The sequence below is a fragment of the Bradyrhizobium canariense genome (genome assembly GCF_900105125.1).
Lineage (GTDB): Bacteria > Pseudomonadota > Alphaproteobacteria > Rhizobiales > Xanthobacteraceae > Bradyrhizobium > Bradyrhizobium canariense_A.
The window spans coordinates 2,641,481-2,664,968 of sequence record NZ_LT629750.1 but is presented as its reverse complement, the minus strand read 5'-3'; the positions used below and the strand labels follow the sequence as shown (position 1 = coordinate 2,664,968).

Here is a 23,488-nt window from a genome sequence, read left to right as displayed (position 1 = left end):
ATTCCGATACGCGCACAATGGATTAGCCGTGGGTGCTTGTATCCCTCCAATCCCCCGGGCTATGGTCCGCCCGAATTAGAAACCGGGAGGATTTTATGTTGAAGGTGACGGGCGCGGTATTGGCAGCAGGTCTGGGCATTGCCACGCAGGCAATGGCTGCTGATGCGCCGGCGGAAATCAAGATCGGCACGCTTTACGCGTCATCGGGGCGCTACGCCTCGATTTCGATGCCGGTTTTCAATGGTCTCAAGCTCTGGGCCGAGCAGAAGAATGCCGATGGCGGCGTCTACGTGAAGGCGTTCGACAAGAAAATTCCCGTCAAGCTTGTCGCCTATGACGACCAGAGCAACACCGCGACCGCGTCCACGCTGTATAACCAGCTCGTCACGCAGGATAAGGTCGATCTGCTGGCCTCCGATTCCGGTTCGGTGCTGACGGCGCCTGCGGCAACGATCGCACGCGACCGCAAGATGTTCCTGTTCGACCAGACCGGCACGGGCGCGAGCTTCTTCTCCAAGGACAATCCCTACATTGCGCTGATGGCCGATCCGGTCTCGACCGTCTGGCCGAAGCCGGTTGCCGACTTCATTTCGAACGACGGCCCCGGCCTCGGAATCAAGAAGGTCGCGATCCTCTATTCGACCAACGAATTCACCGGCACCCAGGCCAACGCATTCCGCAAATTCGTCAAGGATTCCGGCGCGCCGATCGAGATCGTCTACGATCAGGGCATTCCGACCGAAACCACCAACTACACCGTGATCATCAACAACATCGCCAACACGAATCCGGATGCGGTGATTCATTTCGGCTATGCCCCGAACGATATCGCGTTCCTGCGCAACGTGCAGGATGTCGGCACCAAGTTCAAAATGCTGTTCTGCATCTACGCGGGTCTGGAGACCGAGCTGCTGGAAAAGAACGTCGGCGCCAAGGGGCTTGAGCACGTGTTCACCTACGTGCCGCCATCGGAACTCGACTATCCCGTGAATTTCGGCATGACCATGAAGGAATACAAGGCGGCCTGGGAGAAGGCCTATCCCGACGGCAAGATCGAGTTTGGTTTCAACGCGGTCGCCGGTTACACCACCGGCCTGGTCATGGAGAAGACGCTGTCGGTCGCGACCAGCCTCGATCAGCTCGAACTGCGCCGCGCCAATTTCAGCCTGTCAGGCCAGCTCAAGACGCTGGACGGCACTTATGCGCTGGACGAGATCGGCGGCCAGATCGGCGAGTTGACGCCGCTTGGGCAGCTGGAGCTTAACGAGCACGAGCACATCAAGTTCGTCTCGATCTACCCGCACGAAACCGCAACCGGCAAGCCGGTCTATCCGCGTCCATGACACGATTGCAGACCAAGCGCCGGACGCCGGGAGCGACGCGCCGATGCTGATCTATGCGCTCGTTGCCGGTGTTCTGTTCGGTCTGTATTTCAGTCTGGTCGGAATAGGTCTCAACCTCGTGTTCGGCGTCATGCGCATCGTCAACCTTGCGCATGGCGACATCCTGATGCTCGGCGCGTTCGTTGCGTTCGGCGTCGTGTCGCTGGCAGGCATCGATCCACTGTTTGCGGTGCCGCTGGCGTTCGTGATTTTCGTGCTGGTCGGCGTATTGCTCTATTGGGTCCTGGTGCCGCGGCTGCAGGGTTCGGTGAATCCGGAGATGCTGTCGATCATCCTGTTCTTTGGGTTGTCGCAGGTGATCGAGGCCATCACGACGATTTTCGCCGGCACCAGCGAACGCTCGATCCAGAGCCGGCTGCTCGGCACCGTGTTCTCGACCATCCGGGTCAAGCTGTTCGGCGGTCAGGCGGGGGCGAGCGGACCGGTGCAGATTTTTGGCCAGGGATTTCCCGCGCCCTGGGTGATTGCGGCCATCACCAGCCTGATCGCGATCGCCTTCGTCTACGTCTATTTGTACCGTACCCGCCTGGGCACGCTGACCCGCGCCGTGATGTCGCGGCGCGACGAGGCGCTGGCGACCGGCATCGATGTCGATCGCGTCTCCGCGGCGGCCTTCGGCATCGGCCTGGGCCTTGCGTCGGTTGCAGGCGTGTTCGCGCCCTTCATGTTCGGATCGGTGACGCCGGCGTTCGGCGCCGACGCGACCGTCACGTCATTTGCTATCGTCGTGCTGGGATCGCTCGGCAATCCCTTAGGGACGGCGCTCGGCGGCGTGGTGTATGGCGTCTGCTATATGCTGGTGCAGACCTATCTCAGCTCATGGGCCGACCTGTTGCCCTATGTGCTGCTGATCTTCATCCTGCTGCTGCGTCCAAGCGGCCTGCTCGGAAGGCGGGTGCGCGTTGCCTAGCTCCATTAAACATTTGCTGTTCCTTGTCGCGCCGCTGATCGTCATCTTCGCGGTGCTGCCGGGCGTGTACCAAAACCACCTGTTGCTGTTCAATTTCGTGATCTTCCTGATCCTCGCCCAGGGCGTGAACATTATCTACGGCTTCACCGGCTATCTGCCGTTCGGCTATGTCGGCTTCTTCGGCGCCGGCGCCTACGGTTTCGCGATCATGGTCATGCAGTACCAGACCCCGGCGCCGCTCGCGGTGATCGTGGCCGGAATCGTCGGTGTCGCGCTTGGGCTGTTGCTGACGCCGCTGCTGCGTCTGTCCGGCGCCTATTTCGCGATCGCCAATCTGGCCGCATCGCTCGCGGTGCTTCACTTCGTTGCCAATCCGGCGCTTGAGAACATCACGCGTGGGCCGTACGGCGTCTCGCTGACCGGCACGTTCAACCCGACCTTGGCCTATGCGGCGGCGATCGTCGTGCTCGCGCTGACGCTGGGTGCGGTGGTGTTTTTGAAAAATTCGCGGTTCGGCCTTGCGCTGCAAGCGGTGCGGGAAGACGCGGTCAGCGCCTCGATGGCGGGTGTCAATGTGGTGCGGATGCGTGTGATCGCGTGGCTGGCCTCGGCGCTGGTCGCAGGCCTCGCCGGTGGCGTCTATGCCTGGTACGTTTCGGTGTTCTATCCCGACAACGTGTTCAGCGGCGATTTCAGCATCTTCGCGATCGTGTTCGCGCTGTTCGGTGGTGTTGCCACGATCACCGGTCCGATCGTCGGCGTCATCATTCTCTACGGGATCTACAATTTGATCGGGTTTACGACACCGCAATACTTCCAGCTGATCTACGGGCTGTTGATCATGGGGCTGGTGCTGTTCCTTCCCGCAGGGCTGGTTTCGCTTGCAACGCGCAGGGGGTGGAATGTCCCCTGATAGCGCGCCCATTCTCAACGTTGCCAAGGTCGTCAAACGCTTCGGCGGTTTTTACGCGCTCGACGGCTTGAGCTTCCATGTCGTGCCCGGCGAAATCCTGGGACTGGTCGGGCCCAACGGTTCCGGCAAGACCACCGCGATCAACGTGATATCGGGCCTTTATGCGCCCGATGGCGGCGAGGTCGTCATGGACGGAGTATCGATCGGCGGGATGGCATCGCACAAGCTGGTCCATCGCGGCGTCAACCGCACCTTCCAGGTTCCCAAGCCGTTTCTGTCGCTGACCGTGCGTCAGAACATCGAGGTTGCGCTGGCCTATGGCCGCGCCGCGGTGACGCCGCCGACGATGGCGGCGCTGCTCGACGAATACAGGCTGGCTGACGTCGCCGACCGGCCGGCGGCCGACCTGAACAATGTGCAGCAGAAGATGCTCGATCTGGTTCGTGCGCTCGCGACGCGTCCGCGATTGTTGCTGCTCGATGAACTCGCGGCCGGCTGCAACCCGACGGAACTCGACTGGATCGCCGAACGCATCAAGGCGTTGGCGCAGTCCGGAATTGCGATCATCGTGGTCGAGCATCTGATGGGTTTTATCGAACATATTACCGATCGCGTCATCGTCATGAATGCGGGCAAGGAGATTTTCGAAGGCAAGCTCGCGGTTGCGGTTCAGGTGCCGCAGGTCATCGAAGTGTTCCTCGGAGGCGAGCATGCTGTCTGAAGCTGCGCCGCTGATGAAGGCTGTCGGCGTCGACGCCGGTTACGGTACCATGCAGGTGCTTTGGGGCGTCGATCTCGACGTGCGCCCCGGCGAGACCGTGCTGCTGCTCGGCGCCAACGGCGCCGGCAAGACCACTTTTCTCAAATCGCTGGTCGGCCTGATCGAGGCCCGGCACGGCAGCATCCGCCTTGCCGACACCGACGTGACGCGGATGCGTTCCAGCGACCGGATGCGGCTCGGCATGACCTACATGTCGGAACTCGCGGTATTCCCGGATCTGTCGATCGAGGAAAATATCCGCGTCGGCGCGCAGGCGTTGGGGCATGCCGATCCCGGCGCGCGGGTTGAGGAGCTCTACGGCATCTTCCCGGTGCTGCGCGACAAGCGCCGTGCGCCTGCGTCCAGCCTGTCCGGTGGCCAGCGCAAGATGCTTGGCATCGCCAAGGCGCTTGCGGCCGAACCGAAGCTCTTGGTGATGGATGAGCCATCGGCCGGGCTGTCGCCGTTGTTCGTCAAGGAGGTCATCCGTATCCTCAGCGATTTGCGCGGGCGAGGCCTTGCGCTTTTGATCGCGGAGCAGAATATCGGATTCTTGGAAGTGGCGACGCGGGTGTTTGTATTGGAAGGCGGCCGCATCCGTTTTTCCGGCACGGTTGCCGAAATGACCGATAACGAGGCGTTGCGGCGAGCTTATTTCGGGCTGAAGTGATGCGCACGATCAGGATCGGATCCGGTGCCGGCTATTCGGGCGATCGCATCGAGCCCGCGCTCGAACTCGCTGAAAAAGGCGACATCCAGTATCTGGTCTTCGAGTGTCTCGGCGAACGCACCGTTGCGCTGGCGCAGCAGGCGCGGATGAAGAATCCTGAAAGCGGCTACGATCCGCTGCTTGAGGAACGGATGCGCGCGGTGCTGCCGGCGTGTGCCGCCAAGGGCATCAAGATCGTCACCAATATGGGCGCGGCCAATCCGGAAGCGGCCGCACGCAAGACCGCCGAAATCGCCAAATCGCTCGGACTGTCATCGTTGAAGATCGCCGCCATCGTCGGCGACGACGTGCTCGATGCCTGCAAGGATGGCGATCTCCCGATCATGGAGTTCGACGGCACCATCAAGCAGCTCGGCAACCGGCTGTTGTCGGCCAACGCCTATCTCGGCGCCGAGCCGATGGCGCAAGCGCTGAGCGGCGGCGCCGATGTCGTCATTACCGGGCGCGCCTCCGATCCCGCGCTGTTCCTGGCGCCGATGATCCACGCCTTCGGCTGGGCGATGGATGACTGGAATTTGCTGGGGCAGGGCACCGTCGCCGGGCATTTGCTGGAATGCGCCGGCCAAATCACCGGCGGCTATTTTGCCGACCCCGGCTACAAGGATATCCAGGGTCTGGCGCGGCTGGGCTTTCCCATCGGCGAAGTTCGCGAGGACGGCGCACTCGTCATCACCAAGGTTGCGGGTTCAGGCGGCGCGGTGACCGCGCAGACCTGCAAGGAGCAGTTGCTCTATGAGGTGCACGATCCCAAACGGTATCTCCAGCCCGACGTGGTCGCGGACTTTTCACAGGTGAAGGTCGAGGAGATCGCACCGGACCGCGTGCGTGTCAGTGGCGGGCGCGGCACCAAGCGCACCGACACGCTCAAAGTCTCGGTCGGCTATGTCGATAGTTATATCGGCGAGGGCCAAATCTCCTACGCCGGTCCCGGCGCGCTCGCGCGGGGACGGCTGGCATTGGACATTGTTCGCGAGCGGCTGAAACTGTCAGGCGTCGCCGCAAGTGAACTGCGGTTCGAACTGATTGGCGTCGACTCGTTGCACGGGCCGGAAGTCTCCGCGCACGCCAACGAGCCCTACGAGGTTCGCGTTCGCGTCGCGGGCCGTACCGAAAATTTGCGCGAGGCCGTGCGGATCGGCAACGAGGTCGAGACGCTCTACACCAATGGCCCGGCCGCCGGTGGCGGCGCGTTCAAATCGGCACGCGATGTCGTCGCGGTTGCCTCGGTTCTGCTGCCGCGCGAACGGGCGAAGCCGCAGGTCCGCTTTGTAGGGGCATAACATGAAGCTGCGCGAGATCGCCCATTCCCGCACCGGCGACAAGGGCAATACTTCGAACATCTCGGTCATCGCTTATGACGAGAAGCATTATCCGCTGTTGCTGGCGCAAGTCACCAGCGAGCGGGTGAAGAGCCATTTTGCCGGCGTTGTCGAGGGCGAGGTGGTTCGCTATGAATTGCCCAATATCGCGGCACTGAATTTCGTGATGACCGGCGCGCTCGGCGGCGGCGTGACGCGGTCGCTGGCGCTGGATGCCCATGGCAAATCGCTGAGCTCTGCGCTGCTCGATCTCGACATTGAGCCCGCTTCGGGCGACAAATAATGCTTCATGGCGTCTTCGAGCGAAGCGGATATCCGTTCGCGCGAAGAGACGCCTCAAAACACAAGCAAGCGACGAGACGAAAAGCCATGCCCAACACGCCAACCCTTGCCGCCCTGGCTGATGATCTCGACAGCGGACGCACCAGCGCCCGCAAACTGGTCGAGGAGTGCATCGCTAAAATCGCCGATGCGTCCGGCGAAGGTCAGCGGACCTTCATTCATGTCGACAAGGAAGCCGCCATCGAGGCGGCGGACGCGATGGATCGCCTGCGCAAGGCGAATGCCGCGCCGTCGCGGTTTGCCGGCATTCCCGTCTCGATCAAGGATCTGTTCGACATCAGGGGGCAGGTGACCCGTGCTGGTTCGCGGGCGCTGGAGGATTCAGCGCCGGCGGAGGCCGATGCAACGGTTGTAGCGCGGCTGCGCCGCGCCGGTTTTGTCGTGATCGGCCGCACCAACATGACGGAATTCGCCTTCTCCGGGATCGGCATCAATCCGCACTACGGGACACCGAAGGGCGCCTGGCAGCGCAATGTCGGCCATGTCCCCGGCGGATCGTCATCGGGCGCGGCTGTTTCTGTCGTCGACGGCATGGCGCATGGTGCACTCGGCACCGACACTGGCGGCTCGTGCCGGATCCCGGCGGCCTTCAATGGCATCGTCGGCTTCAAGCCGACGCAGCGGCGCATCCCGCTCGACGGTGGCGTGCCGCTGTCGTTCACGCTCGACAGTTTCGGGCCGCTGGCGCGCACCGCTTCCTGCTGCGCGGTGCTTGACGCGGTACTCGCCGATCAACCGATCGCTCCGTTGCAACCGCGTCCGGTCAAGGGGATGCGGCTGGCGGTGCCAACCACGGTCGTGCTCGATGATCTCGATGACGCCGTGGCGAAGACCTTCGACCGCGCGCTGGAAACGCTGTCGCGTCAGGGCGCGCTGATCGAGCGGATCGAGGTGCCGGAATTTCTCGATGTGGGCGTGATGAACGCCAAGGGCGGCTTTGCGGCGGCGGAAAGCTATGCCTGGCATCGCTTCCTGATCACCAGCAAGGGCGAGGATTATGATCCTCGCGTGTCCGTGCGTATTCTTCGCGGCGAGGGTTTGAGCGCGGCTGATTATGTCGATCTGCTCGGCGCGCGTCGGTCGCTGATCGCGCGTACGGAAAAGCGGATCGCTCCCTACGATGCGCTTGTGATGCCGACCACTGCCAACACGCCGCCGCGCATTGCCGATCTCGCCGACGACAAGGCATTCGCCGTGGCGAATGTGCGCGCGCTGCGCAATTGCACGCTGATCAACATGATCGACGGCTGCGCGATTTCGCTGCCGGCGCATCGCGAGGGCGAAGTGCCGGTCGGGCTGATGCTGGCGGCAGCAGGCGGATCGGATCGCCGCATCTTTGAACTTGCGGCTGGAATGGAGAGTGTCATCCGTGTTTGATCTTACATTCACCATTGACGATGATGGCGCGCCGACCCCGCTGACGCTGCCGATCGATCAGGCCGTCATCGCCGGCTGGACCGGGCGGGACCCGGTGGCGCGCGACAAGCATATCGCCGAGCTGGAAGCGATCGGTATCGCGCGGCCGGCCTCGACGCCGATTTATTACCGGGTCGCGGCATGCCGGCTGACGACAGCCGACAGCATTGAAGTCAGCGGCGAGGACTCGAGCGGCGAGGTCGAGTTCGTGCTGATCGGGTGGCAGGGCCGCATCTTTGTTGGCCTCGGTTCCGATCACACCGACCGCAAGGTCGAAGCCTACAGCGTCACCGTGTCCAAGCAGATGTGCGACAAGCCGATCGCGTCCGAGCTGTGGGAACTGGAAGATGTTGCCGATCACTGGGACCAGATGATCCTGCGCTCATTCGCATGGATCGATGGCAAGCGCGTGCTGTACCAGGAGGGCACGCTCGACGCGATGCTTCCGGTCAAGGAGTTGATCGATCGCCAGTTCGGAACGGCGGGACTACCCGACGGCTGCGCCATGTTCGGCGGCACCTTTGCGGCCAAGGGCGGCATCCGTCCCGCCAGCCGTTTCGAGTATGAGCTCGAAGATCCCGTGCTGAAGCGCAGCATTCGCCATGCCTACGACGTGATCACGTTGCCGGTGCTGGGCTAGTCTCTGACGTCTGAAATACGAATGCTGCGGACACGGCCTTACCTCTCCCATAGGGAGAGGTAAGGCGCGACGCGCCGGGTGAGGGGGTAGGCTCTATCGAGGGACCGTAACCCCTCACCCTGACCCTCTCCCAATGGGAGAGGGAGCGCATTTCCGAGGCGGTTCCACCGGAAATCGGGTGGCACGAGGCGTCGCGGTCTGCGAAGCTTGCAGCCATGAAATCAAACGTCAAAAGAACCGTCGCTGCTTCCTCCGACATCGCCGCGCGTGTCGACGCGATCGACTGGGCGGACGTGAGCGGCGATCTTGACGCGCAGGGCTGCGCCGTCCTGAAGAGTTTGCTGTCGCCGGATGAATGCCACGCGATGGCGGGGCTCTATCCGGACGACAGCCACTTTCGCAGCCGTGTGGTGATGGGACGCCACGGCTTCGGCCGCGGCGAGTACAAATATTTCTCCTATCCGCTTCCCGAAGCGATCAGCGAATTGCGGCCAGCGCTGTATGCGCAACTCAGCGGCGTCGCCAATCGCTGGAACGAGACGATGGGGATCGATATCCGCTATCCCCAGGCGCATGAGGCGTTCCTGAAGCGTTGCCACGAGGCCGGTCAAGTCAGGCCCACCCCGTTGCTGTTGCAATACGGCGCCGGTGACTACAACTGCCTGCATCAGGACCTCTATGGCGAGCACGTGTTCCCGCTGCAGGTCGCGATCCTGCTGTCGGAACCGGGCCGCGATTTTACCGGCGGCGAGTTCGTGCTGACCGAGCAGCGGCCGAGGATGCAGTCGCGTCCGGAAGTGGTGCCGCTCACGCAGGGCGATGCGGTCGCCTTTGCTGTGCATCACCGGCCGGTGCAGGGGACGCGCGGGTTCTATCGCGTTAACCTGCGTCATGGCGTGAGCCGGATCCGGTCCGGTCATCGCCATACGCTCGGCGTCATCTTTCACGATGCGAAGTGATGCCGTTGTCTTGACGATGGACGTATTGGAAAGTGGATCTATTCGAAACCGTTGCTGACGTACGGCCCTCGCGGGAAGCAATCGCCGAGGGCGCCGTTCTGCTGCGTGGATTTGCCAGGCCGTTCGAAGACGACCTGATCCCGGCGTTACGCGAGATCGTGGCGCAGGCGCCGTTTCGCCATATGACGACGCCGGGCGGCCATCAAATGTCGGTGGCGATGACCAATTGCGGCGGCTCGGGCTGGGTCACCGATCGCAGTGGCTATCGCTACGATGGCCTCGATCCGCAGTCTGGAAAGCCGTGGCCGGCGATGCCGCCCTCGTTTCGCACATTGGCTGAGGAGGCCGCTGCGGAAGCGGGCTTTAACGGCTTTGCACCGGATGCGTGTCTGATTAACCGCTACCAGCCCGGTGCGCGGATGTCGTTGCATCAGGACAGGGACGAGAATGATTTCGGCGCGCCGATCGTCTCGGTGTCGCTGGGCCTGCCCGCGATCTTCCTGTTCGGCGGCTTGGCGCGCAGCGACAAGACACGCCGCTATCGGCTGGAGCATGGCGATATCGTGGTGTGGGGCGGGCCCGCGCGGCTCGCATTTCACGGCGTCGCGCCGCTTGCCGACAGCGAACATGCCCTGATGGGGCGGCAGCGCATCAATCTCACCTTTCGCAGGGCGCGCTAGAAGCGCCTTCGCGTGAAGTCAGAACCACTGGGCTCCAGCACCGAGGCAAATTGCCTCATTTAGGTCGCGGCGGCGCGCGATTGCTGCTCATCTGTTATCCCTTGGATACGCTCGGCACTTGAGGAGCAAGATGAGCATCGCGGCACGCTCGACTGAGGTCGGCACGGTGAGCGGCAACCGGGCCGGCGTCTATTTCGCTATTCTGCAACTGGTCTTTACGCTGGGCTGGACCACCTACGTGATCTACCTGCCGCAATTGGCGGCGAAGGTCGGCATCGCGCCGACGGCGGTCATTCTCATCCTGATGATGGATCAGGCTATCTTCACCATCACCGATACCGCCATGGGGATCGCGGCCGACAAGATCGCGCCCGTTGTCGGCCGGCTCGGCATATTCGTTGGCGCGCTGACGGCTATATCCTGTGTCGCCTTTGTCGCGTTGCCATTCGTGGCCGGCACCGGCCCCGGCGCGCAAGGCTGGTTCATCGCGCTGATCGTGATCTGGGCGATCACCTCGTCGGCGTTGCGCGCGCCGCCGCTGGTCCTGTTGGGCAAGTACAGCGCAAAACCATCGATCCCGTTTTTGTCGGCGCTGGCGATGCTGGGCTATGGCCTGGCGGGTGCGGTATCGCCCTATCTCGGCGTATTGCTGCGCAATCAGGACGCGCGGCTTCCTTTCGTGATCTCCAGTGCGGTCCTGCTGGTCGTCGCGCTGGCGCTGTCCAGGGTCGAACGAGGGCTGGTGCGCGACGCCGCGCCAGCCGGCAAACCCCCTGAAGCTGCAAAACCACTCGGCAAGGTGTCGGCGATCTTCATCGCCTCGATGGTTATTCTGTCACTGGGCTATCAACTGCATTTCAGCATCAACAGCGCGCCGGTCTACCTGCGTTTCGCCAAGCCCGATGATCTGCAGTGGCTGTTGCCGGTGTTCTGGATCGGCTTCAATATTGCGATGTTTCCGGCAAGCGCCGTCGCCAGGCGCCGCGGCGGGCTCATTGTAATGGGTACTGCGGGTCTACTGGGGGCGCTGGCGGTTATCGGCGCGGAGCTCGCCGGCAACCTCAACACGCTGATTGCAGCGCAATTCATCGCGGGCGCGGCCTGGGGCTGCATGCTGATGAGCGCGATCTCGGCGGCTCTTGCCATCGGCGACAGTGGTGCGGAGGGCAGGGTGCTGGGTCTGGTGTTCTCCGCGCTGGCGCTCGCGACCTTTGCGCGGATGGCCGCCGTTGCCGGCGGTCTGCAAAAACTGCCTGAATACGTCCCGCTGCTGCACTGGACGCCGGTGGCATGCTGGTCGGTCGCCGGCGCGGGGCTGTTGGTGCTGGCGGCGTTCCGGGCGCAGCGGAGCGCAGGGGTGCGAAGGATCTAAATTTCCGCGGTCATTCCGGGATGCGTCTCTTGGCGCAGACCCGGAATCTCACTCGCGCCTCGGAATGACGTTGAATATTTTACGGCTTTGCCGGATGAATAAACTTCCAGGGGCTGACTTCCGAATCCGTTGGCACGTCGATGGCGATAAGCGTCGGCCCGCCATGCGCCAGCGCCTTTTCCAGCGCGGGTCGGAAATGATCGGGTGAGGTGACGCGCGACGCTTTCACGCCAAAGGATTCCGCGAGCTTGACGAAGTCCGGATTGACGAGGTCGGACGCCACCACGCGACCGTCAAAGCGCTGGATCTGATCGCGCCGCACATTGCCATAGGCATTGTTGTTAAACACCAGCGTCACGACGCCGATGTTGAACTGTACGGCGGTGGCCAATTCCTGCACGCCGAACATGAAGCCGCCGTCGCCGGTGATCGCAACCACCGGCCGGTCGGGGTTGGCGACCTTGGCGCCGAGCGCGGTGGGGAAGCCCGACCCGAGCGTGCCCTGATACCCCGAAGTGATGAAGGTGCGCGGTTCGTAGATTGGGAATCCGTACCAGGAGGCAAAACCGACCTGAGACAATTCATCCGTGACGATCGCATTCGATGGCAGTACCTCGCGCAGGATATTCAGGTAAGCCATCTGCGGCTGGATGCTCTGAATTTCGTGCTGCGCCGCCGCCGAGGCCTCGCGGATCGCGGCGCGCCGGCCGCTCGTTTTTGTGTAGCCCTGTTTTCTCACGGCTGTGAGCAGTTCGCGTGTACCGGCCTGTGCATCGGCGATAACAGCGGTGTCTGGCGTGAACCGGCGCATCTCCGACGGATCGATATCGATACGAACGGATTTCAGTCCGTCGGGCCGGAACGGCCAACGCGACATCGTTGGCAATTCCAGCCGTGTACCGATCCCGATCATGAGATCGGTGTGCGGCCATAGCTTATAGGCCGCCGCCATCGTCAGCCCCAATTCATGGGCGTTGCTGACGATACCGCGCCCGCTGCGGAACGCCACCACCGGCGCGTCGATCAGTTCGGCAAGCTCGAGGATTTCGTCGCGCGCGTGAATGGCGCCGCTGCCGACAAAGATCATCGGCGTCTTGCTGCCGGCGATAAGCGCGGCGGCGGACTTGATACGATCAGGGTCGGGCTGCGGGGCCGGGAAGGGATCGAACGGCTTGGAGGCGCCGACCTCCGCGCGTTGCGTGAACACATCCCACGGCATTTCCAGCGCCACCGGGCCGCGCCGTCCTGACAGCATTTCCTGGAATGCGCGTGAGACCATGGCGGGCGCGGCATCCGGATATTCGATCCGCTCGGCCCATTTCACGAATGTCCTGAGCGTCGCGAGCTGATCGGGCATCTCGTGCAGATGGCCGCGGCCCTTGCCCAGAAACTGCGTCGGCACCTGTCCCGTCAGGCACAGCACCGGTTCGTTCGAACCGTACGCCGTCAGCATGGCGGCACCGGCATTGAGCACGCCGGGGCCCGGCACCACGCTGAACACGCCGGGCCTGCCGCTAGATCGCGCGTAGCCATAGGCCATGTAGCCGCAAGCCTGCTCATGGCGCGCGCCGATGACTTTCAGTTGCGCCTGATGAAACGCGTCGAACAGCCCGTAGATCTGCGCGCCGGGCAGGCCGAACACGGTGTCGACGCCGTGCGCGACCAGACCATTGACGATGGCTTCGCCGCCGGAAATTGCAGTCATTTGCGATGTCCAATCGTTCGATGAATTACAGTGCTTCGTCGATCACGCCATTGCGGAGCGTGCCGATATTCTCGGCTTCCACTTCGATGACGTCGCCGGGCTTGAGGTAACGCGGCGGATCGAACCGCGCGCCGGCCCCAGTCGGCGTGCCCGTGACGATGACGTCGCCGGGAACCAGCGTGGTGAAGGTCGAGATGTAGTTGATCAGGTAACGGAAGCCGAAGATCAGCCGGCCGGTACGGTCGTCCTGCCGCGTCTCGCCATTGACCCGTGTCGATAGCCGGATATCCGATATCTGCGATTCGCCGGTGTAAGGAACGAGCCATGGGCCGAGGCTGCCGGTGGAATCGAAATTCTTGCCCTGCGTGACGTTGAATTTGGCGTGCCGGACCCAGTCGCGGATGGTGCCTTCGTTGCACAGGGTGACTGCGGCGATGTGGTCCAGCGCGGTGCTCTCCGCAATGTGTCTTCCGGCTTTGCCGATGATCAGAACCAGCTCGCCCTCGTAGTCGAGCTGGGGTGATGCCCGCGGCCGAACCAGCGGCGTCTCGTGGCCGACGAACGAGCGCGGCGTGCGCATGAACATGCTGGGATATTTTGGTGCATCCTGACCGTCTTTGTATTCGGCGTTACGATCGGGATAATTGACCCCAATGCAGATGATCTTCTCCGGCGCCGGGATCGGCGGCAGCCAGGTGATCGCGTCGAACGCGTGATCGGGCGCACGTCCTTCCGCGTGCCTAGCCAGCTTTGTCAGTGCGCCGGCCGCGACCACTTCGCGAAGCGTCGGATATTCTTTTGCAAAATGCGCCGAGAGATCGACGATGCCGCCATCAACCACGGCGCCGTATTTCGTCGATCCGTTGACAGAGAAGGTTGCGAGACGGGGAGGTGCCATCTGGTGTCCAGTACGATCGAGAGACAAAATCAGTCAGCGATGGTGACGTCGGCGACGAACTGCGGTTCACGAATGGCCTGGCCCGAAAACGGCGAGCCCTGTTCGAACCACGAGCGCGGCGCCGGTGCGCCCCACAGTGTCTGCCGGCGCGGGTCCTTCAACGACCAGCGCAACGGCTCGTGGTCGTGATCCCCCGTGAAATAGTCGCTGGTGTAGAGCTCCAGACGGTGGCCATCGGGATCGCGAACATAGAGAAAGAACGCGTTCGAAATGCCGTGGCGGCCGGGGCCGCGCTCGATATTCTTGAGATAGCCGCTGGAGGCCATCACGTCGCACAGATGCAGGATGTTCATCGCCGTCGGCACCCAGAAGGCGAAATGGTGCAGGCGAGGGCCCTTGCCGTTGGTGATCGCGAGATCATGCACGTTGCCCTTGCGGTGCATCCACGCCGCCGCGATGCGGCCATTCGGCCCGTCTTCCTCGCCATATTCGGTCAGGCGGAATCCCAGCCGGGCATAGAAGTCGACGGTATCCTGGACTTCGGCCGCGAATATATTGAAATGATCGAGCCGTTGCGGGTGGCAGCCCTTGTAGAGATCGTAGCGGCGCAGCAGATGCGGACGCTTCTCCATCGTTGCATAGAGTTCGATCTGAAAGCCGAAGGGATCGGTCGCCTGCAAGGTGCGGCCCTGGAACGGCCGTTCTGTAAACGCGTAAGCGATGCCGTTCTCCGAAAAGAATGCGGCGGCCTTGTCGAGATCCTGCTCGTTGCCGACCTTGAAGCCTATCCGGTTGCAGGCGGCCACTGCCGCTTTTCGCAGCACCACCGAGTGATGCTGGTGCTCTTCGCTGCCACGCAGATAAACCGCGTTGTCGTCGCGATCCTCGACATGCAGCCCCACGGTGTTTTCGTAGAACTCGCGGCTGGCGTTCAGATTGGTCACGTCGAGCACGACGTGGCTGCACCTGACGATATTGAAGGGTGGATCGAAAATATGCTGCGGAACGGGCATGCTGTATCCTCAAATTTAGCTCGTCATTCCGGGATGGTGCGCTAGCACCAGACCCGGAATCTCGAGATTCCGGGTTCGCTTCGCGCCCCGGAATGACGGTGACCTTTAAATTCCCAGCCGTTGAATCTTGTGCGTCCCTCGCGCCAGGGAGACGTGCTTGGTTTCCATATAGAAGTCGAACGAATAGTCGCCCCCATCGCGGCCGATGCCCGACGATTTCATGCCGCCGAACGGGGTTGGCAAATGACGGACGTTTTCCGAATTGAGCCAGATCATGCCGGCTTCCAGCGCGTCGGCGACGCGCAGTGCGCGGCCCATGTCCGACGTCCAGACATAACCGGTCAGGCCGTAATTCACGCCGTTGGCGATTTCGATCGCGTCCTTTTCGTCGCGGAAAGGGATCACGGTCAGGAACGGCCCGAACACTTCCTCCTGCGCCACCCGCATCTTGGCGTGCGCGCCGGTGACCAGGGTCGGCTGGATGTAATGGCCGCCGCCGGGGCCGTCATGGGGCTTGCCGCCGACGGCGATCACGGCACCGTCCTTTCGCGCGACATCGAAATAGGAGCAGACCTTCGCCAGATGCCGTTCGTGGATCAGTGGCCCGATTTCAGTCGCGGGGTCGAGGGGATGTCCGACCTTCAGCGCTTTGACGCGCGCGATCAGCTTCTCGATGAAGGTCTCGGCGATGCTTTCCTGGATCAGCAGCCGGCTCGAGGAGGTGCAGCGCTCGCCGTTGAGCGAGTAGATCATGAAGACGACCGCGTCGAGCGCACGATCGAGATCGGCATCGCCGAATACGATCACCGGATTCTTGCCGCCCAACTCGAAATGCACCCGCTTCAATGTCGGCGCACCCTGCGCCATGATCGCCGAACCGGTGGCGCTTTCGCCGACAAAGCCGATCGCCTTGATGGCGGGATGCTCGGTCAGCGCCTTGCCGGCTTCCTCGCCGATGCCGTGCACGGTGTTGAGCACGCCGTCGGGTACGCCGGCCTGCTTCACCAGTTTGGCCAGCAGATCCGCCGTCACCGGCGACCATTCCGCCGGCTTGTGAACAACCGTGCAGCCTGCCGCAAGTGCCGGCGCGATCTTCCAGGTCGAGAGCATGAACGGCGTGTTCCAGGGCGTGATCACACCAACCGGACCGATCGGCACGCGGGTCGAAACGTTCCAGTGCTCGTCACTCGGCATGTTCAAGCCGTCGCGTGCATCGGCGCATTTGTCGGCGAAGAATCGGAAATTCTCTGCGGCGCGGATTGCGGCCTTGGCCATGAAGCGATGGGCCTGGCCGGTATCGATACATTCGAGCACGGCAATATCGTCGGCGCGCTCCTCGATAGCGTCGGCAACGCGATGCAGCAATTTCTTGCGCATCGCTGCGGGCATGTCGCGCCAGGCTTTGAACGCCTCGGCCGCAACGGTGGCCGCGTGATCGATGTCCTCAGGCCCGCCGCGCGCGACAGAAGCCAGCACGGCGCCATCGACCGGGGATTTCGTCTCGAAGGTTTGGCCCGAGATCGACGGCACGATCTTGCCGTCGATCATGTGGCCGATGCCCTCTGCTTTCAATTTCTCGAGCAGCGGCGCGACGCGGTCGCGGTTGGCTTTGAATACATCTGACGGTTTCGGCGTGACCTTATCCATGCGCGGCCTCCACTTTCAGGGCTTCGTGGATGTTGTTGCGTTTCCAGCTCGTCTCCTTGTCGTTGATCTGCATGTCGAACGACAACGCGAATTTGCTTTTCGCAAAAACCGGATCGAGATAGGCGGACAACGCCTTGAAGACGTGTTCGCCGGCCTTCTTGCGGGTCGCGAGATCGCGGCCCTCGCCGAGGCGCAGCACCATGGCGAGAAACCCCAACTCCGCATTGCCGTCGGCGATGGCGTAGTGCTCACAACGGACGGCGCGAACGCGAATGCCGCCGAGCGGGAAGATTCCGGTTTCCACCGCGGCCGCGCGGACCACTTCGACGACCTTGCCCATGTCGACGCGTTTATCGAGATTGGCTGAATATTCGAGCGTGAAATGCGGCATGCGGATCACTCCTGCGATTGTTCGGGGCTCATCAAGCGAAGTGGCAGCTCACGGTGCCGTAGGGACCATAATCGGCTTGAATCGTGTCGCCTTTGCGGGTCTCGATCGGGCGAATGAACGATCCTGCTAGCACCACTTGACCCGCTTCCAGCGCCAACCCGAGCGGCGCGATCTTGTTGGCAAGCCACGCTACGCTGGTCGCCGGATGGTTGAGCACGCCGGCGGCCAATCCGGTTTCTTCCAGTTGACCGTTTCGATAGCAGAGCGCGCCGATCCAGCGCAGATCGGCATCGAGCGGGCGCAACGGCCGCCCTCCGAGCACGATTCCGGCGTTGGCCGCATTGTCGGCGATGGTATCGAATATTTTGCGCGTTGATTTTGTCTTGGGGTCGACCCGTTCAATACGGGTGTCGAGAATTTCCAGCGCCGGCACCACGAAGTCGGTCGCATTGAGCACGTCGAACATGGTGCAGCCGGGCCCGGCGAGCCGCTGTTTCATGATGAAGGCAAGTTCGGCCTCGACGCGTGTCCCGATGAAGCGATCCGATGGCACGAGGCCGCCATCGGCAAAGAACATGTCGTCGAGCAGCACGCCGGAGTCCGGCTCGTCGATGTTGAGCGCGCTCTGCATCGCTTTGGAGGTCAGGCCGATCTTGTGGCCTTTGACGACACGGCCCTGGGCAATTTTCATCCCGACCCATGCTTTCTGGATCGCATAGGCGTCTTCGATCGTGATGCCGGGATGATCCAGCGAAATCTGCCGGATTTGCTTGCGGGTTTTTTCCGCCTGATCGAGCCGCCCGGCGGCGGCGCGGATGTCTTCTGTGGAGAGCGCCATGTCAAGCCAGCGAAAAGAGGGTATCGGGAAGTGATTAACATGTTAAATGTATCAGATCAAACCGATTGAGGTTTGCTGCAATGCAAACTTGAAGCATTGGATCATTTGAACCGATACTCCACTTTTGCGGATCAGGATCATGGCGCGGAAGAGTTCGTCCAGGGATGGCAGTTCGAGGCCGGTCATGTCGGCCGCCCGGCGCGTACCGATGCGCGAATTTTCCCGCTCGCTGCCGATGTCGTTGTTGCGCGCGCGCGAGGCGGTGATGCGGCAGTTCCGGCCCTCGCTGCGCAGTCATGGCTTGACCGAGCAGCAATGGCGGATTCTTCGCGCGCTGACGGCGGTGGACTCCATCGAGGTTACGGAACTCGCGCATGTCGCCTTTCTGCTTGGACCAAGCCTTTCCCGGATTTTGCGCGATCTGGAAGCGCGCCATCTGATCGAGCGCAAGGTGGCGAAGGCGGATCTGCGCCGTGCCGTGGTCTCAATTTCCGCAAAGGGCCTCAAATTGATCGAGGCGGTCGCGCCGACATCGGAGGCGATCTATGCGGCGATCACCAAACGCTATGGCGCCCGCAAGCTCGCCGAGTTGCAGGATATGCTTCACGTGCTCGAGGCAAGTCTTTCGGAATTGAACGTGGCGGAGCGGGGGAGCGGCGAGGCGGACGATTGAGCGCAGATGTGCCGCGTTTTGCCCGCTGCCCAGTATTTTGGCATAAAAACGGCCGCTAACAGACCCGAACCGCGGAATAGGCGCGGCCGGCCAGCGTTAATCATCTCTGGAAGGACGCTCTGCGCCGTTAGTCGAAAGCGCCGCGATATCAATTTACTCCGGACCAAAGAGTCCGTAAGTAGCACTCGGTTTCGCGTCCATCGCGGACTGCCAACACTAAGAAAGGCCGACAAAGAAGCCCGGCCTCAGGGAGAAATACATGAAGCTTACAAGACGCGATTTCACGGCTGGTATTGCTGCCGGTATTGTCGCACCCCAAATCATCAGCAGCGCACGGGCGCAGGGCGCCACCATCAAGATCGGCATGTGCGCGCCGGTAACCGGCCCCGCCGCTGAATCAGGTGGTTATGCCATCAAGGGCGCCAAGCTGGCGCTCGATGCCGTCAACAAGGCCGGTGGCATTCTCGGCAAGCAGGCTGAATTGATTGTCGAAGACGATCAGACCACCAACCCCGGCATCGTGCTGGCCTTCTCCAAACTGGCCGCGCAATCCGATATCGTCGGCTTCCTTGGCTCGATCCGCTCCACGCAAGTCCATGCAATGGCGCCCGACGTCGTCAAGCTCGGCAAGCCGGTGATGATCGGCGGCACCGATCCGAACCTCACCCATATGGGCAATCAGTGGCTGTTCCGCTGCCGTCCGAACGATAGCTATTCGGGCCGCGTTATCGCCGAATACGGCTTCAACACGCTCGGCAAAAAGAAGTGGGCCGTGCTGCATTCGACCGACGCGTTCGGCACCGCCGGCGGCAAGGCTTTGACGGAAGCGCTCACCAAACTCGGCAGCACGCCCGTCCTTGACCAGGGCTACGCCAACCAGAGCCAGGACTTCACCCCGGTCGTGCTCGCGATCAAGCAGTCCGGCGCCGACATTCTCGGCTCCTACTTCACGTTCGAAAACGACCTCGGCATTTTCGGTCGCCAGTTGCGCCAGCTTGGCGTCAACATCCCCTGGGTCGGCTCGCCCTCGATCACCAACATCACGGCGCTGAAGCTCGCAGGGCCCGCGCTCTATGGCACCTACGGCGTGGCCGATTACGCCGAAGATTCCAGCGATGCATCGAAAGCCTTCGGCAAGATCTACCGCGATTCCGTCAAGGTGGCGCCGGATAACCAGAGCTCCTGGACGTTCGACGCGATCAACGTGCTGTCGGGCGCGATCAACAAGGCCGGTTCGACCGATCCTGTCAAAGTCCGCGAGGCGATCCTGGCCACCAAGAAATTCCCGGGTGCCGAGGGCGAATACAATTTCGACCAGAACGGCGACGGACTTCACGGCTACAACGTCGTGAAGAACGACAAGGGCAACATCGTCTTCGACAAGCATATCGAATTCAACGATTGATCGCGCTTTTGGCCTCCCCGGATCTATCTCCGGGGAGGCCGGGCGTTTTCGACGGATTGAATAAGTTCCTCTTACCGAACGCTTGTCATGGACCTCGCACTTCAGCTGTTATTTACCGGCATCGGCATCGGCGCCGTCTATGCGCTGGTGGCGCTCGGTTTCGTGCTGATCTTCCGTGCCACCAACGTCGTGAATTTCGCGCAAGGCGAATTCTCGATGGTCGCGGCTTACCTGATGGTGGTGTTCTCCGTCGATTTGGGATGGCCTTACTGGCTGTCATTCTTGCTGGCGCTCGCCGGAATGGCGCTGCTTGGCGTCATCTTCAATCTCGGGGTTTATTACCCGCTTCGTCACCGCAGCTTTCTGCCGGTTATCATTGCAACCATCGGCGCGTCGATCTTGATGGCCAATTCGGTGCTCGCGATTTACGGCCCGCAGCCGCAGGTGTTGCAGGGGTGGTTTGAGACCCCGGGCATTCAGCTCGGGCCTGTCTATCTCGACAGCCAGTATCTCCTGATCATTGCCGTGACGATCGTGCTTGTGATCTTCAATTACTGGTTCTTCGAACACACGATGCTCGGCAAGAAGTTGCAGGCGACATCTCAAGACAAGGAGATGGCCTCGCTGCTCGGCATATCCGTGTCCGGCATGATCATGATCACCTTCATCTATTCGGCGGTGCTGGGCGGTCTTGCCGGCATCCTGGTTGCACCGGTTCTGTTTGTCTCGATCCAGATGGGGTCGACGATCGCACTGAAAGCCTTTGCCGCGACCATCATCGGCGGTTTCGGCGATGTCACCGGCGCGATCATCGGCGGTCTCGCGCTTGGCGTGATCGAGACCTTCGGGGCGGCCTACATTTCAGTGCCCTACAAAGACGGCTTTGCCTTCCTGGTGCTGATATTGTTCCTCGTCTTCCGGCCGCAGGGCATCTTCGGTGAACGCGTGGCGGAGAAAGCATGAGCGCGCCCAGCGACAACATGTCGATTCCGACGCCGGTCATGCGCACGAAACCGCTGCTGCTGCGACACCTGCCGTATTTCATCGCCGCCGCGATCCTGGTGGCGCTGGCCGCTGAAATGCAATTCGACGGCTACATCCTCAACATTCTGATGCAGGCGACGACGTTCTCGATCGCGGTGTTTGGGCTCTCGGTCGTGCTCGGTCTGTGCGGCCAGATCAATCTGGCGCAGGCCGCGTTCTTCGGATTCGGCGCCTATGCCGTCGGCATTGGCACGACCGATCTGCATCTGAGCTACTGGCTCTGCCTTCCGGCGGGTTGCGTGATCGCGCTTCTCGCCGGCGCTGTCCTGGGCGTATCGACGCTCCGGCTTGGCGGGCATTATCTCGCCATGGTGACGATCTCGTTCCAGCAGATCGTCACGCTGGTCATGATCAACGATATTGCGCTGACGCACGGACCGGACGGCGTCTCCAACATCGGCCGCCCTGGGTTATTTCCGACGTCGCAAGGTTATCTGGCCTTCTGCGTCGCGATGCTGGCGATCGTCGGCTATTTCGTCTGGCATCTGCCGGACACCAAGCTCGGTCGCGCCATGCGCGCCGTGCGCGACAACGAACTTGCCGCCGGCGTCAACGGCATCGATATATTCCGCACCAAAGTCTATGCCTTCGGGCTTTGCGCGGCGCTGGGTGGCCTGGCAGGTGGGCTTTTTGCCGGCGGGTTTGCCTATGTCAGCCCGGATCAATTCTCATTCGCGGATTCGATCGTATTCCTGACGATGTCACTGCTCGGCGGCGTGGCATCACCGATCGGTTCGGCGATCGGCACCGGCTTGCTGATCCTGATTCCGGAATGGCTGCGCTTTCTCAAAAGCGTTCCCGGGCTTTATCTTGCGATCTACGGCCTGTTCGTCATTCTGATCATCCGCTTCATGCCGGATGGCATCTGGGGATTTGTCAGCACAGCGTTTGAGCGTTGGCGCGCCCAGATCAAGCCGCCCGCTGTGGCCGCGCCGCTGAAACTGGCGCCGGCGACCGTCGGTGGTGATATCGTGCTCGAGGTCACAGGGCTCTCCAAATATTTCGGCGGCCTCAAAGCGGTCGATGGCGTCGATATCCAGGTCAAGCGCGGCGGGGTTCACGCGCTGATCGGGCCGAACGGCTCCGGCAAGACCACGACGCTGAACGTTCTCTCCGGGCTTTACAAGGCGACGTCGGGCAAAATCGTGCTTGATGGCACCGACATCACCAACATGCCGCCGCATCAGCGCACGGCAGCAGGGTTGGGCCGCACGTTCCAGAATATCCGCCTGTTCCGCTCGATGACGGCGCTGGAAAACGTCGAGATCGGCGCCGAGCGGCCGGGCAACAAGATGATCGGCGATGGCGGTGACGCGCTGACCGAACGCGCGCTGGAAGCGCTGAACTTCGTCGGGCTCGGCAACCGCGCCAACGAACTGATCTCCAGCTTCTCCTATGGCCATCAGCGGCTGATCGAGATTGCGCGTGCGCTCGCCGCCAATCCGACGCTGCTGCTGCTCGACGAGCCCGCCGCCGGCTTGAACTCGACCGAGAAGCTCGAACTTCATGAACTGCTCAAGCGCATCGCAGCCCAGGGCCTGACCATCCTGATCATCGATCACGACATGACGCTGGTCAGCGAAGCGGCCCAGCACATCACGGTTCTTAATTTTGGACGCCGCATTGCGGACGGCGAATCCATGGCGGTGCTGCGCCATCCCGATGTCGTCTCCGCCTATCTCGGGACCGAATAATGGCGCTGCTCGAAATCCGCGACCTGGTCGTCCGCTACGGCGAAATCGAAGCGCTGCGTGGTGTTTCGCTGACCGTCGATCCGGGGCAGGTGGTGACACTGCTTGGCGCCAACGGCGCCGGCAAATCAACCACGCTGCGCGCGATCTCCGGGCTGACAAAACCAGCGTCAGGTGAAATCCTGTTCGACGGCAAGTCGATCGCGGGTTTGGGGCCGGAGATCATCGTCCGGCTCGGCATTTCCCACGTGCCCGAAGGCCGGCGGATTTTTCCAGGCCTGACGGTGAAGGAAAACATCATGCTCGGCGCGTCGAACCGGCGCGTCGCGAGATCCGAATTGTCGCGCGAGGCAGACGCGATGTTCGATCTGTTTCCCGATATCCGCAAATTCTCCAACGTGCTCGGCTGGACCTTGTCCGGCGGACAGTTGCAGATGGTCGCGGTGGCCCGCGGCCTGATGGCGAAACCGCGCCTGCTGCTGCTGGACGAGCCTTCGCTCGGTCTCGCGCCCGTGATCGTGCAGGCGGTGTTCAAGATCATCTCCGAGATCAGGCGCAACACCACGGTCTTGCTTGTCGAGCAAAATGCGCGCATGGGACTTTCCGTCGCCGATCACGGCTACGTTCTGGAGACCGGTCGCATCGTGCTGGGCGGTAAGCCGGACGAGCTGTGGGGCAACGAAGCCATCGCTGCCGCCTATCTCGGCGGCCACGCCAAAGTCAGCGTCTAAACCAGCGA

At 62.1% G+C, this 23,488-nt stretch carries 24 protein-coding genes; 17 read left to right on the top strand and 7 right to left on the bottom strand.

Features of this window, described 5'->3' with window-relative positions; genetic code table 11:
• The first annotated feature begins 95 nt into the window (after positions 1–95).
• The 12 genes from BLV09_RS12750 (at position 96) to BLV09_RS12695 (ending at position 11,444) form a co-directional block, all read left to right on the top strand.
• A complete protein-coding gene (locus tag BLV09_RS12750) occupies positions 96–1,343 on the top strand; it encodes an amino acid ABC transporter substrate-binding protein (protein ID WP_146687542.1) in 1,248 nt (415 codons plus the stop codon).
• Between the two features lie 43 nt (positions 1,344–1,386).
• Positions 1,387–2,313 carry a branched-chain amino acid ABC transporter permease gene (locus BLV09_RS12745; protein WP_146687541.1) on the top strand — a complete coding sequence of 309 codons (927 nt, stop codon included), beginning with the start codon at positions 1,387–1,389 and terminating at the stop codon, positions 2,311–2,313.
• Positions 2,306–3,226, top strand: a complete 921-nt coding sequence (locus BLV09_RS12740) for a branched-chain amino acid ABC transporter permease (protein ID WP_146687539.1) — start codon at positions 2,306–2,308, stop codon at positions 3,224–3,226. The genes BLV09_RS12745 and BLV09_RS12740 overlap by 8 nt, the downstream gene beginning before the upstream one ends.
• The gene (locus BLV09_RS12735; protein ID WP_146687538.1) at positions 3,216–3,947 is read left to right on the top strand and encodes an ABC transporter ATP-binding protein; all 732 of its coding nucleotides are present in this window, start codon (positions 3,216–3,218) and stop codon (positions 3,945–3,947) included. Before BLV09_RS12740 ends, BLV09_RS12735 begins: the two co-directional genes overlap by 11 nt.
• Positions 3,937–4,656 (top strand): ABC transporter ATP-binding protein, encoded by a 720-nt coding sequence (locus BLV09_RS12730; RefSeq protein ID WP_146687537.1) that lies wholly within the window; start codon positions 3,937–3,939, stop codon positions 4,654–4,656. The genes BLV09_RS12735 and BLV09_RS12730 overlap by 11 nt, the downstream gene beginning before the upstream one ends.
• Positions 4,656–5,996: an acyclic terpene utilization AtuA family protein gene (locus BLV09_RS12725; RefSeq protein WP_100386729.1), complete on the top strand. Its 1,341-nt coding sequence runs from the start codon at positions 4,656–4,658 to the stop codon at positions 5,994–5,996. The genes BLV09_RS12730 and BLV09_RS12725 overlap by 1 nt, the downstream gene beginning before the upstream one ends.
• Before the next feature lies 1 nt (position 5,997).
• On the top strand, positions 5,998–6,318 hold the full coding sequence (locus BLV09_RS12720) for an AtuA-related protein (protein ID WP_100380718.1): 321 nt from the start codon (positions 5,998–6,000) through the stop codon (positions 6,316–6,318).
• Positions 6,319–6,404: 86 nt separating this feature from the next.
• Positions 6,405–7,754, top strand: coding sequence for an amidase (locus tag BLV09_RS12715; protein ID WP_146687536.1), 1,350 nt, complete (start codon positions 6,405–6,407; stop codon positions 7,752–7,754).
• Positions 7,747–8,433 carry a DUF2848 domain-containing protein gene (locus BLV09_RS12710; protein ID WP_146687534.1) on the top strand — a complete coding sequence of 229 codons (687 nt, stop codon included), beginning with the start codon at positions 7,747–7,749 and terminating at the stop codon, positions 8,431–8,433. Before BLV09_RS12715 ends, BLV09_RS12710 begins: the two co-directional genes overlap by 8 nt.
• A 215-nt stretch (positions 8,434–8,648) precedes the next feature.
• Complete coding sequence (locus BLV09_RS12705) at positions 8,649–9,392, top strand: 2OG-Fe(II) oxygenase (protein WP_146687533.1); 744 nt, start codon at positions 8,649–8,651, stop codon at positions 9,390–9,392.
• 32 nt (positions 9,393–9,424) lie between these two features.
• Entirely contained in the window at positions 9,425–10,072 is a 648-nt protein-coding gene (gene alkB, locus BLV09_RS12700) for a DNA oxidative demethylase AlkB (RefSeq protein ID WP_146687532.1), read from the top strand.
• Between the two features lie 130 nt (positions 10,073–10,202).
• On the top strand, positions 10,203–11,444 hold the full coding sequence (locus BLV09_RS12695) for an MFS transporter (protein ID WP_146687530.1): 1,242 nt from the start codon (positions 10,203–10,205) through the stop codon (positions 11,442–11,444).
• A gap of 79 nt (positions 11,445–11,523) precedes the next feature.
• On the opposite strand, the gene BLV09_RS12690 is transcribed toward BLV09_RS12695, so the two are convergent.
• The 7 genes from BLV09_RS12690 to BLV09_RS38480 form a co-directional block, all read right to left on the bottom strand.
• Positions 11,524–13,149: a thiamine pyrophosphate-dependent enzyme gene (locus BLV09_RS12690; RefSeq protein WP_146687529.1), complete on the bottom strand. Its 1,626-nt coding sequence runs from the start codon at positions 13,147–13,149 to the stop codon at positions 11,524–11,526.
• Between the two features lie 25 nt (positions 13,150–13,174).
• Positions 13,175–14,047: a fumarylacetoacetate hydrolase family protein gene (locus tag BLV09_RS12685; RefSeq protein WP_146687528.1), complete on the bottom strand. Its 873-nt coding sequence runs from the start codon at positions 14,045–14,047 to the stop codon at positions 13,175–13,177.
• Between the two features lie 29 nt (positions 14,048–14,076).
• Complete coding sequence (hpaD, locus tag BLV09_RS12680) at positions 14,077–15,060, bottom strand: 3,4-dihydroxyphenylacetate 2,3-dioxygenase (RefSeq protein WP_146687527.1); 984 nt, start codon at positions 15,058–15,060, stop codon at positions 14,077–14,079.
• A gap of 105 nt (positions 15,061–15,165) precedes the next feature.
• The gene (gene hpaE, locus BLV09_RS12675) at positions 15,166–16,707 is read right to left on the bottom strand and encodes a 5-carboxymethyl-2-hydroxymuconate semialdehyde dehydrogenase (RefSeq protein WP_146687525.1); all 1,542 of its coding nucleotides are present in this window, start codon (positions 16,705–16,707) and stop codon (positions 15,166–15,168) included.
• Positions 16,700–17,098 (bottom strand): 5-carboxymethyl-2-hydroxymuconate Delta-isomerase, encoded by a 399-nt coding sequence (locus tag BLV09_RS12670; RefSeq protein WP_146687524.1) that lies wholly within the window; start codon positions 17,096–17,098, stop codon positions 16,700–16,702. The genes hpaE and BLV09_RS12670 overlap by 8 nt, the downstream gene beginning before the upstream one ends.
• A gap of 31 nt (positions 17,099–17,129) precedes the next feature.
• Positions 17,130–17,936: a 2-oxo-hept-4-ene-1,7-dioate hydratase gene (hpaH, locus tag BLV09_RS12665; protein WP_146687523.1), complete on the bottom strand. Its 807-nt coding sequence runs from the start codon at positions 17,934–17,936 to the stop codon at positions 17,130–17,132.
• Between the two features lie 51 nt (positions 17,937–17,987).
• Positions 17,988–18,122, bottom strand: coding sequence for a hypothetical protein (locus BLV09_RS38480; RefSeq protein ID WP_283806849.1), 135 nt, complete (start codon positions 18,120–18,122; stop codon positions 17,988–17,990).
• On the opposite strand from BLV09_RS38480, the gene hpaR reads away from it, so the two are divergent.
• From hpaR to BLV09_RS12640, 5 genes are all read left to right on the top strand, one after another.
• Entirely contained in the window at positions 18,076–18,609 is a 534-nt protein-coding gene (gene hpaR / locus BLV09_RS12660) for a homoprotocatechuate degradation operon regulator HpaR (RefSeq protein ID WP_146687522.1), read from the top strand. The genes BLV09_RS38480 and hpaR overlap by 47 nt on opposite strands.
• Positions 18,610–18,868: 259 nt before the next feature.
• Complete coding sequence (locus BLV09_RS12655) at positions 18,869–20,014, top strand: ABC transporter substrate-binding protein (protein WP_146687521.1); 1,146 nt, start codon at positions 18,869–18,871, stop codon at positions 20,012–20,014.
• Between the two features lie 87 nt (positions 20,015–20,101).
• Complete coding sequence (locus tag BLV09_RS12650) at positions 20,102–20,977, top strand: branched-chain amino acid ABC transporter permease (RefSeq protein WP_100380734.1); 876 nt, start codon at positions 20,102–20,104, stop codon at positions 20,975–20,977.
• A complete protein-coding gene (locus BLV09_RS12645) occupies positions 20,974–22,752 on the top strand; it encodes a branched-chain amino acid ABC transporter ATP-binding protein/permease (protein WP_146687520.1) in 1,779 nt (592 codons plus the stop codon). Before BLV09_RS12650 ends, BLV09_RS12645 begins: the two co-directional genes overlap by 4 nt.
• The gene (locus BLV09_RS12640) at positions 22,752–23,480 is read left to right on the top strand and encodes an ABC transporter ATP-binding protein (protein WP_146687519.1); all 729 of its coding nucleotides are present in this window, start codon (positions 22,752–22,754) and stop codon (positions 23,478–23,480) included. Before BLV09_RS12645 ends, BLV09_RS12640 begins: the two co-directional genes overlap by 1 nt.
• Positions 23,481–23,488 lie beyond the last annotated feature (8 nt).

Coding starts and splice junctions, on each gene's coding strand:
- BLV09_RS12750 (WP_146687542.1), top strand. CDS start 96: ATGTTGAAGGTGACGGGCGCGGTATTGGCAGCAGGTCTGGGCATTGCC.
- BLV09_RS12745 (WP_146687541.1), top strand. CDS start 1,387: ATGCTGATCTATGCGCTCGTTGCCGGTGTTCTGTTCGGTCTGTATTTC.
- BLV09_RS12735 (WP_146687538.1), top strand. CDS start 3,216: ATGTCCCCTGATAGCGCGCCCATTCTCAACGTTGCCAAGGTCGTCAAA.
- BLV09_RS12730 (WP_146687537.1), top strand. CDS start 3,937: ATGCTGTCTGAAGCTGCGCCGCTGATGAAGGCTGTCGGCGTCGACGCC.
- BLV09_RS12725 (WP_100386729.1), top strand. CDS start 4,656: ATGCGCACGATCAGGATCGGATCCGGTGCCGGCTATTCGGGCGATCGC.
- BLV09_RS12720 (WP_100380718.1), top strand. CDS start 5,998: ATGAAGCTGCGCGAGATCGCCCATTCCCGCACCGGCGACAAGGGCAAT.
- BLV09_RS12715 (WP_146687536.1), top strand. CDS start 6,405: ATGCCCAACACGCCAACCCTTGCCGCCCTGGCTGATGATCTCGACAGC.
- BLV09_RS12705 (WP_146687533.1), top strand. CDS start 8,649: ATGAAATCAAACGTCAAAAGAACCGTCGCTGCTTCCTCCGACATCGCC.
- BLV09_RS12695 (WP_146687530.1), top strand. CDS start 10,203: ATGAGCATCGCGGCACGCTCGACTGAGGTCGGCACGGTGAGCGGCAAC.
- BLV09_RS12690 (WP_146687529.1), bottom strand. CDS start 13,149: ATGACTGCAATTTCCGGCGGCGAAGCCATCGTCAATGGTCTGGTCGCG.
- BLV09_RS12685 (WP_146687528.1), bottom strand. CDS start 14,047: ATGGCACCTCCCCGTCTCGCAACCTTCTCTGTCAACGGATCGACGAAA.
- hpaD (WP_146687527.1), bottom strand. CDS start 15,060: ATGCCCGTTCCGCAGCATATTTTCGATCCACCCTTCAATATCGTCAGG.
- hpaE (WP_146687525.1), bottom strand. CDS start 16,707: ATGGATAAGGTCACGCCGAAACCGTCAGATGTATTCAAAGCCAACCGC.
- BLV09_RS12670 (WP_146687524.1), bottom strand. CDS start 17,098: ATGCCGCATTTCACGCTCGAATATTCAGCCAATCTCGATAAACGCGTC.
- hpaH (WP_146687523.1), bottom strand. CDS start 17,936: ATGGCGCTCTCCACAGAAGACATCCGCGCCGCCGCCGGGCGGCTCGAT.
- hpaR (WP_146687522.1), top strand. CDS start 18,076: ATGGCGCGGAAGAGTTCGTCCAGGGATGGCAGTTCGAGGCCGGTCATG.
- BLV09_RS38480 (WP_283806849.1), bottom strand. CDS start 18,122: ATGACCGGCCTCGAACTGCCATCCCTGGACGAACTCTTCCGCGCCATG.
- BLV09_RS12655 (WP_146687521.1), top strand. CDS start 18,869: ATGAAGCTTACAAGACGCGATTTCACGGCTGGTATTGCTGCCGGTATT.
- BLV09_RS12650 (WP_100380734.1), top strand. CDS start 20,102: ATGGACCTCGCACTTCAGCTGTTATTTACCGGCATCGGCATCGGCGCC.
- BLV09_RS12645 (WP_146687520.1), top strand. CDS start 20,974: ATGAGCGCGCCCAGCGACAACATGTCGATTCCGACGCCGGTCATGCGC.
- BLV09_RS12640 (WP_146687519.1), top strand. CDS start 22,752: ATGGCGCTGCTCGAAATCCGCGACCTGGTCGTCCGCTACGGCGAAATC.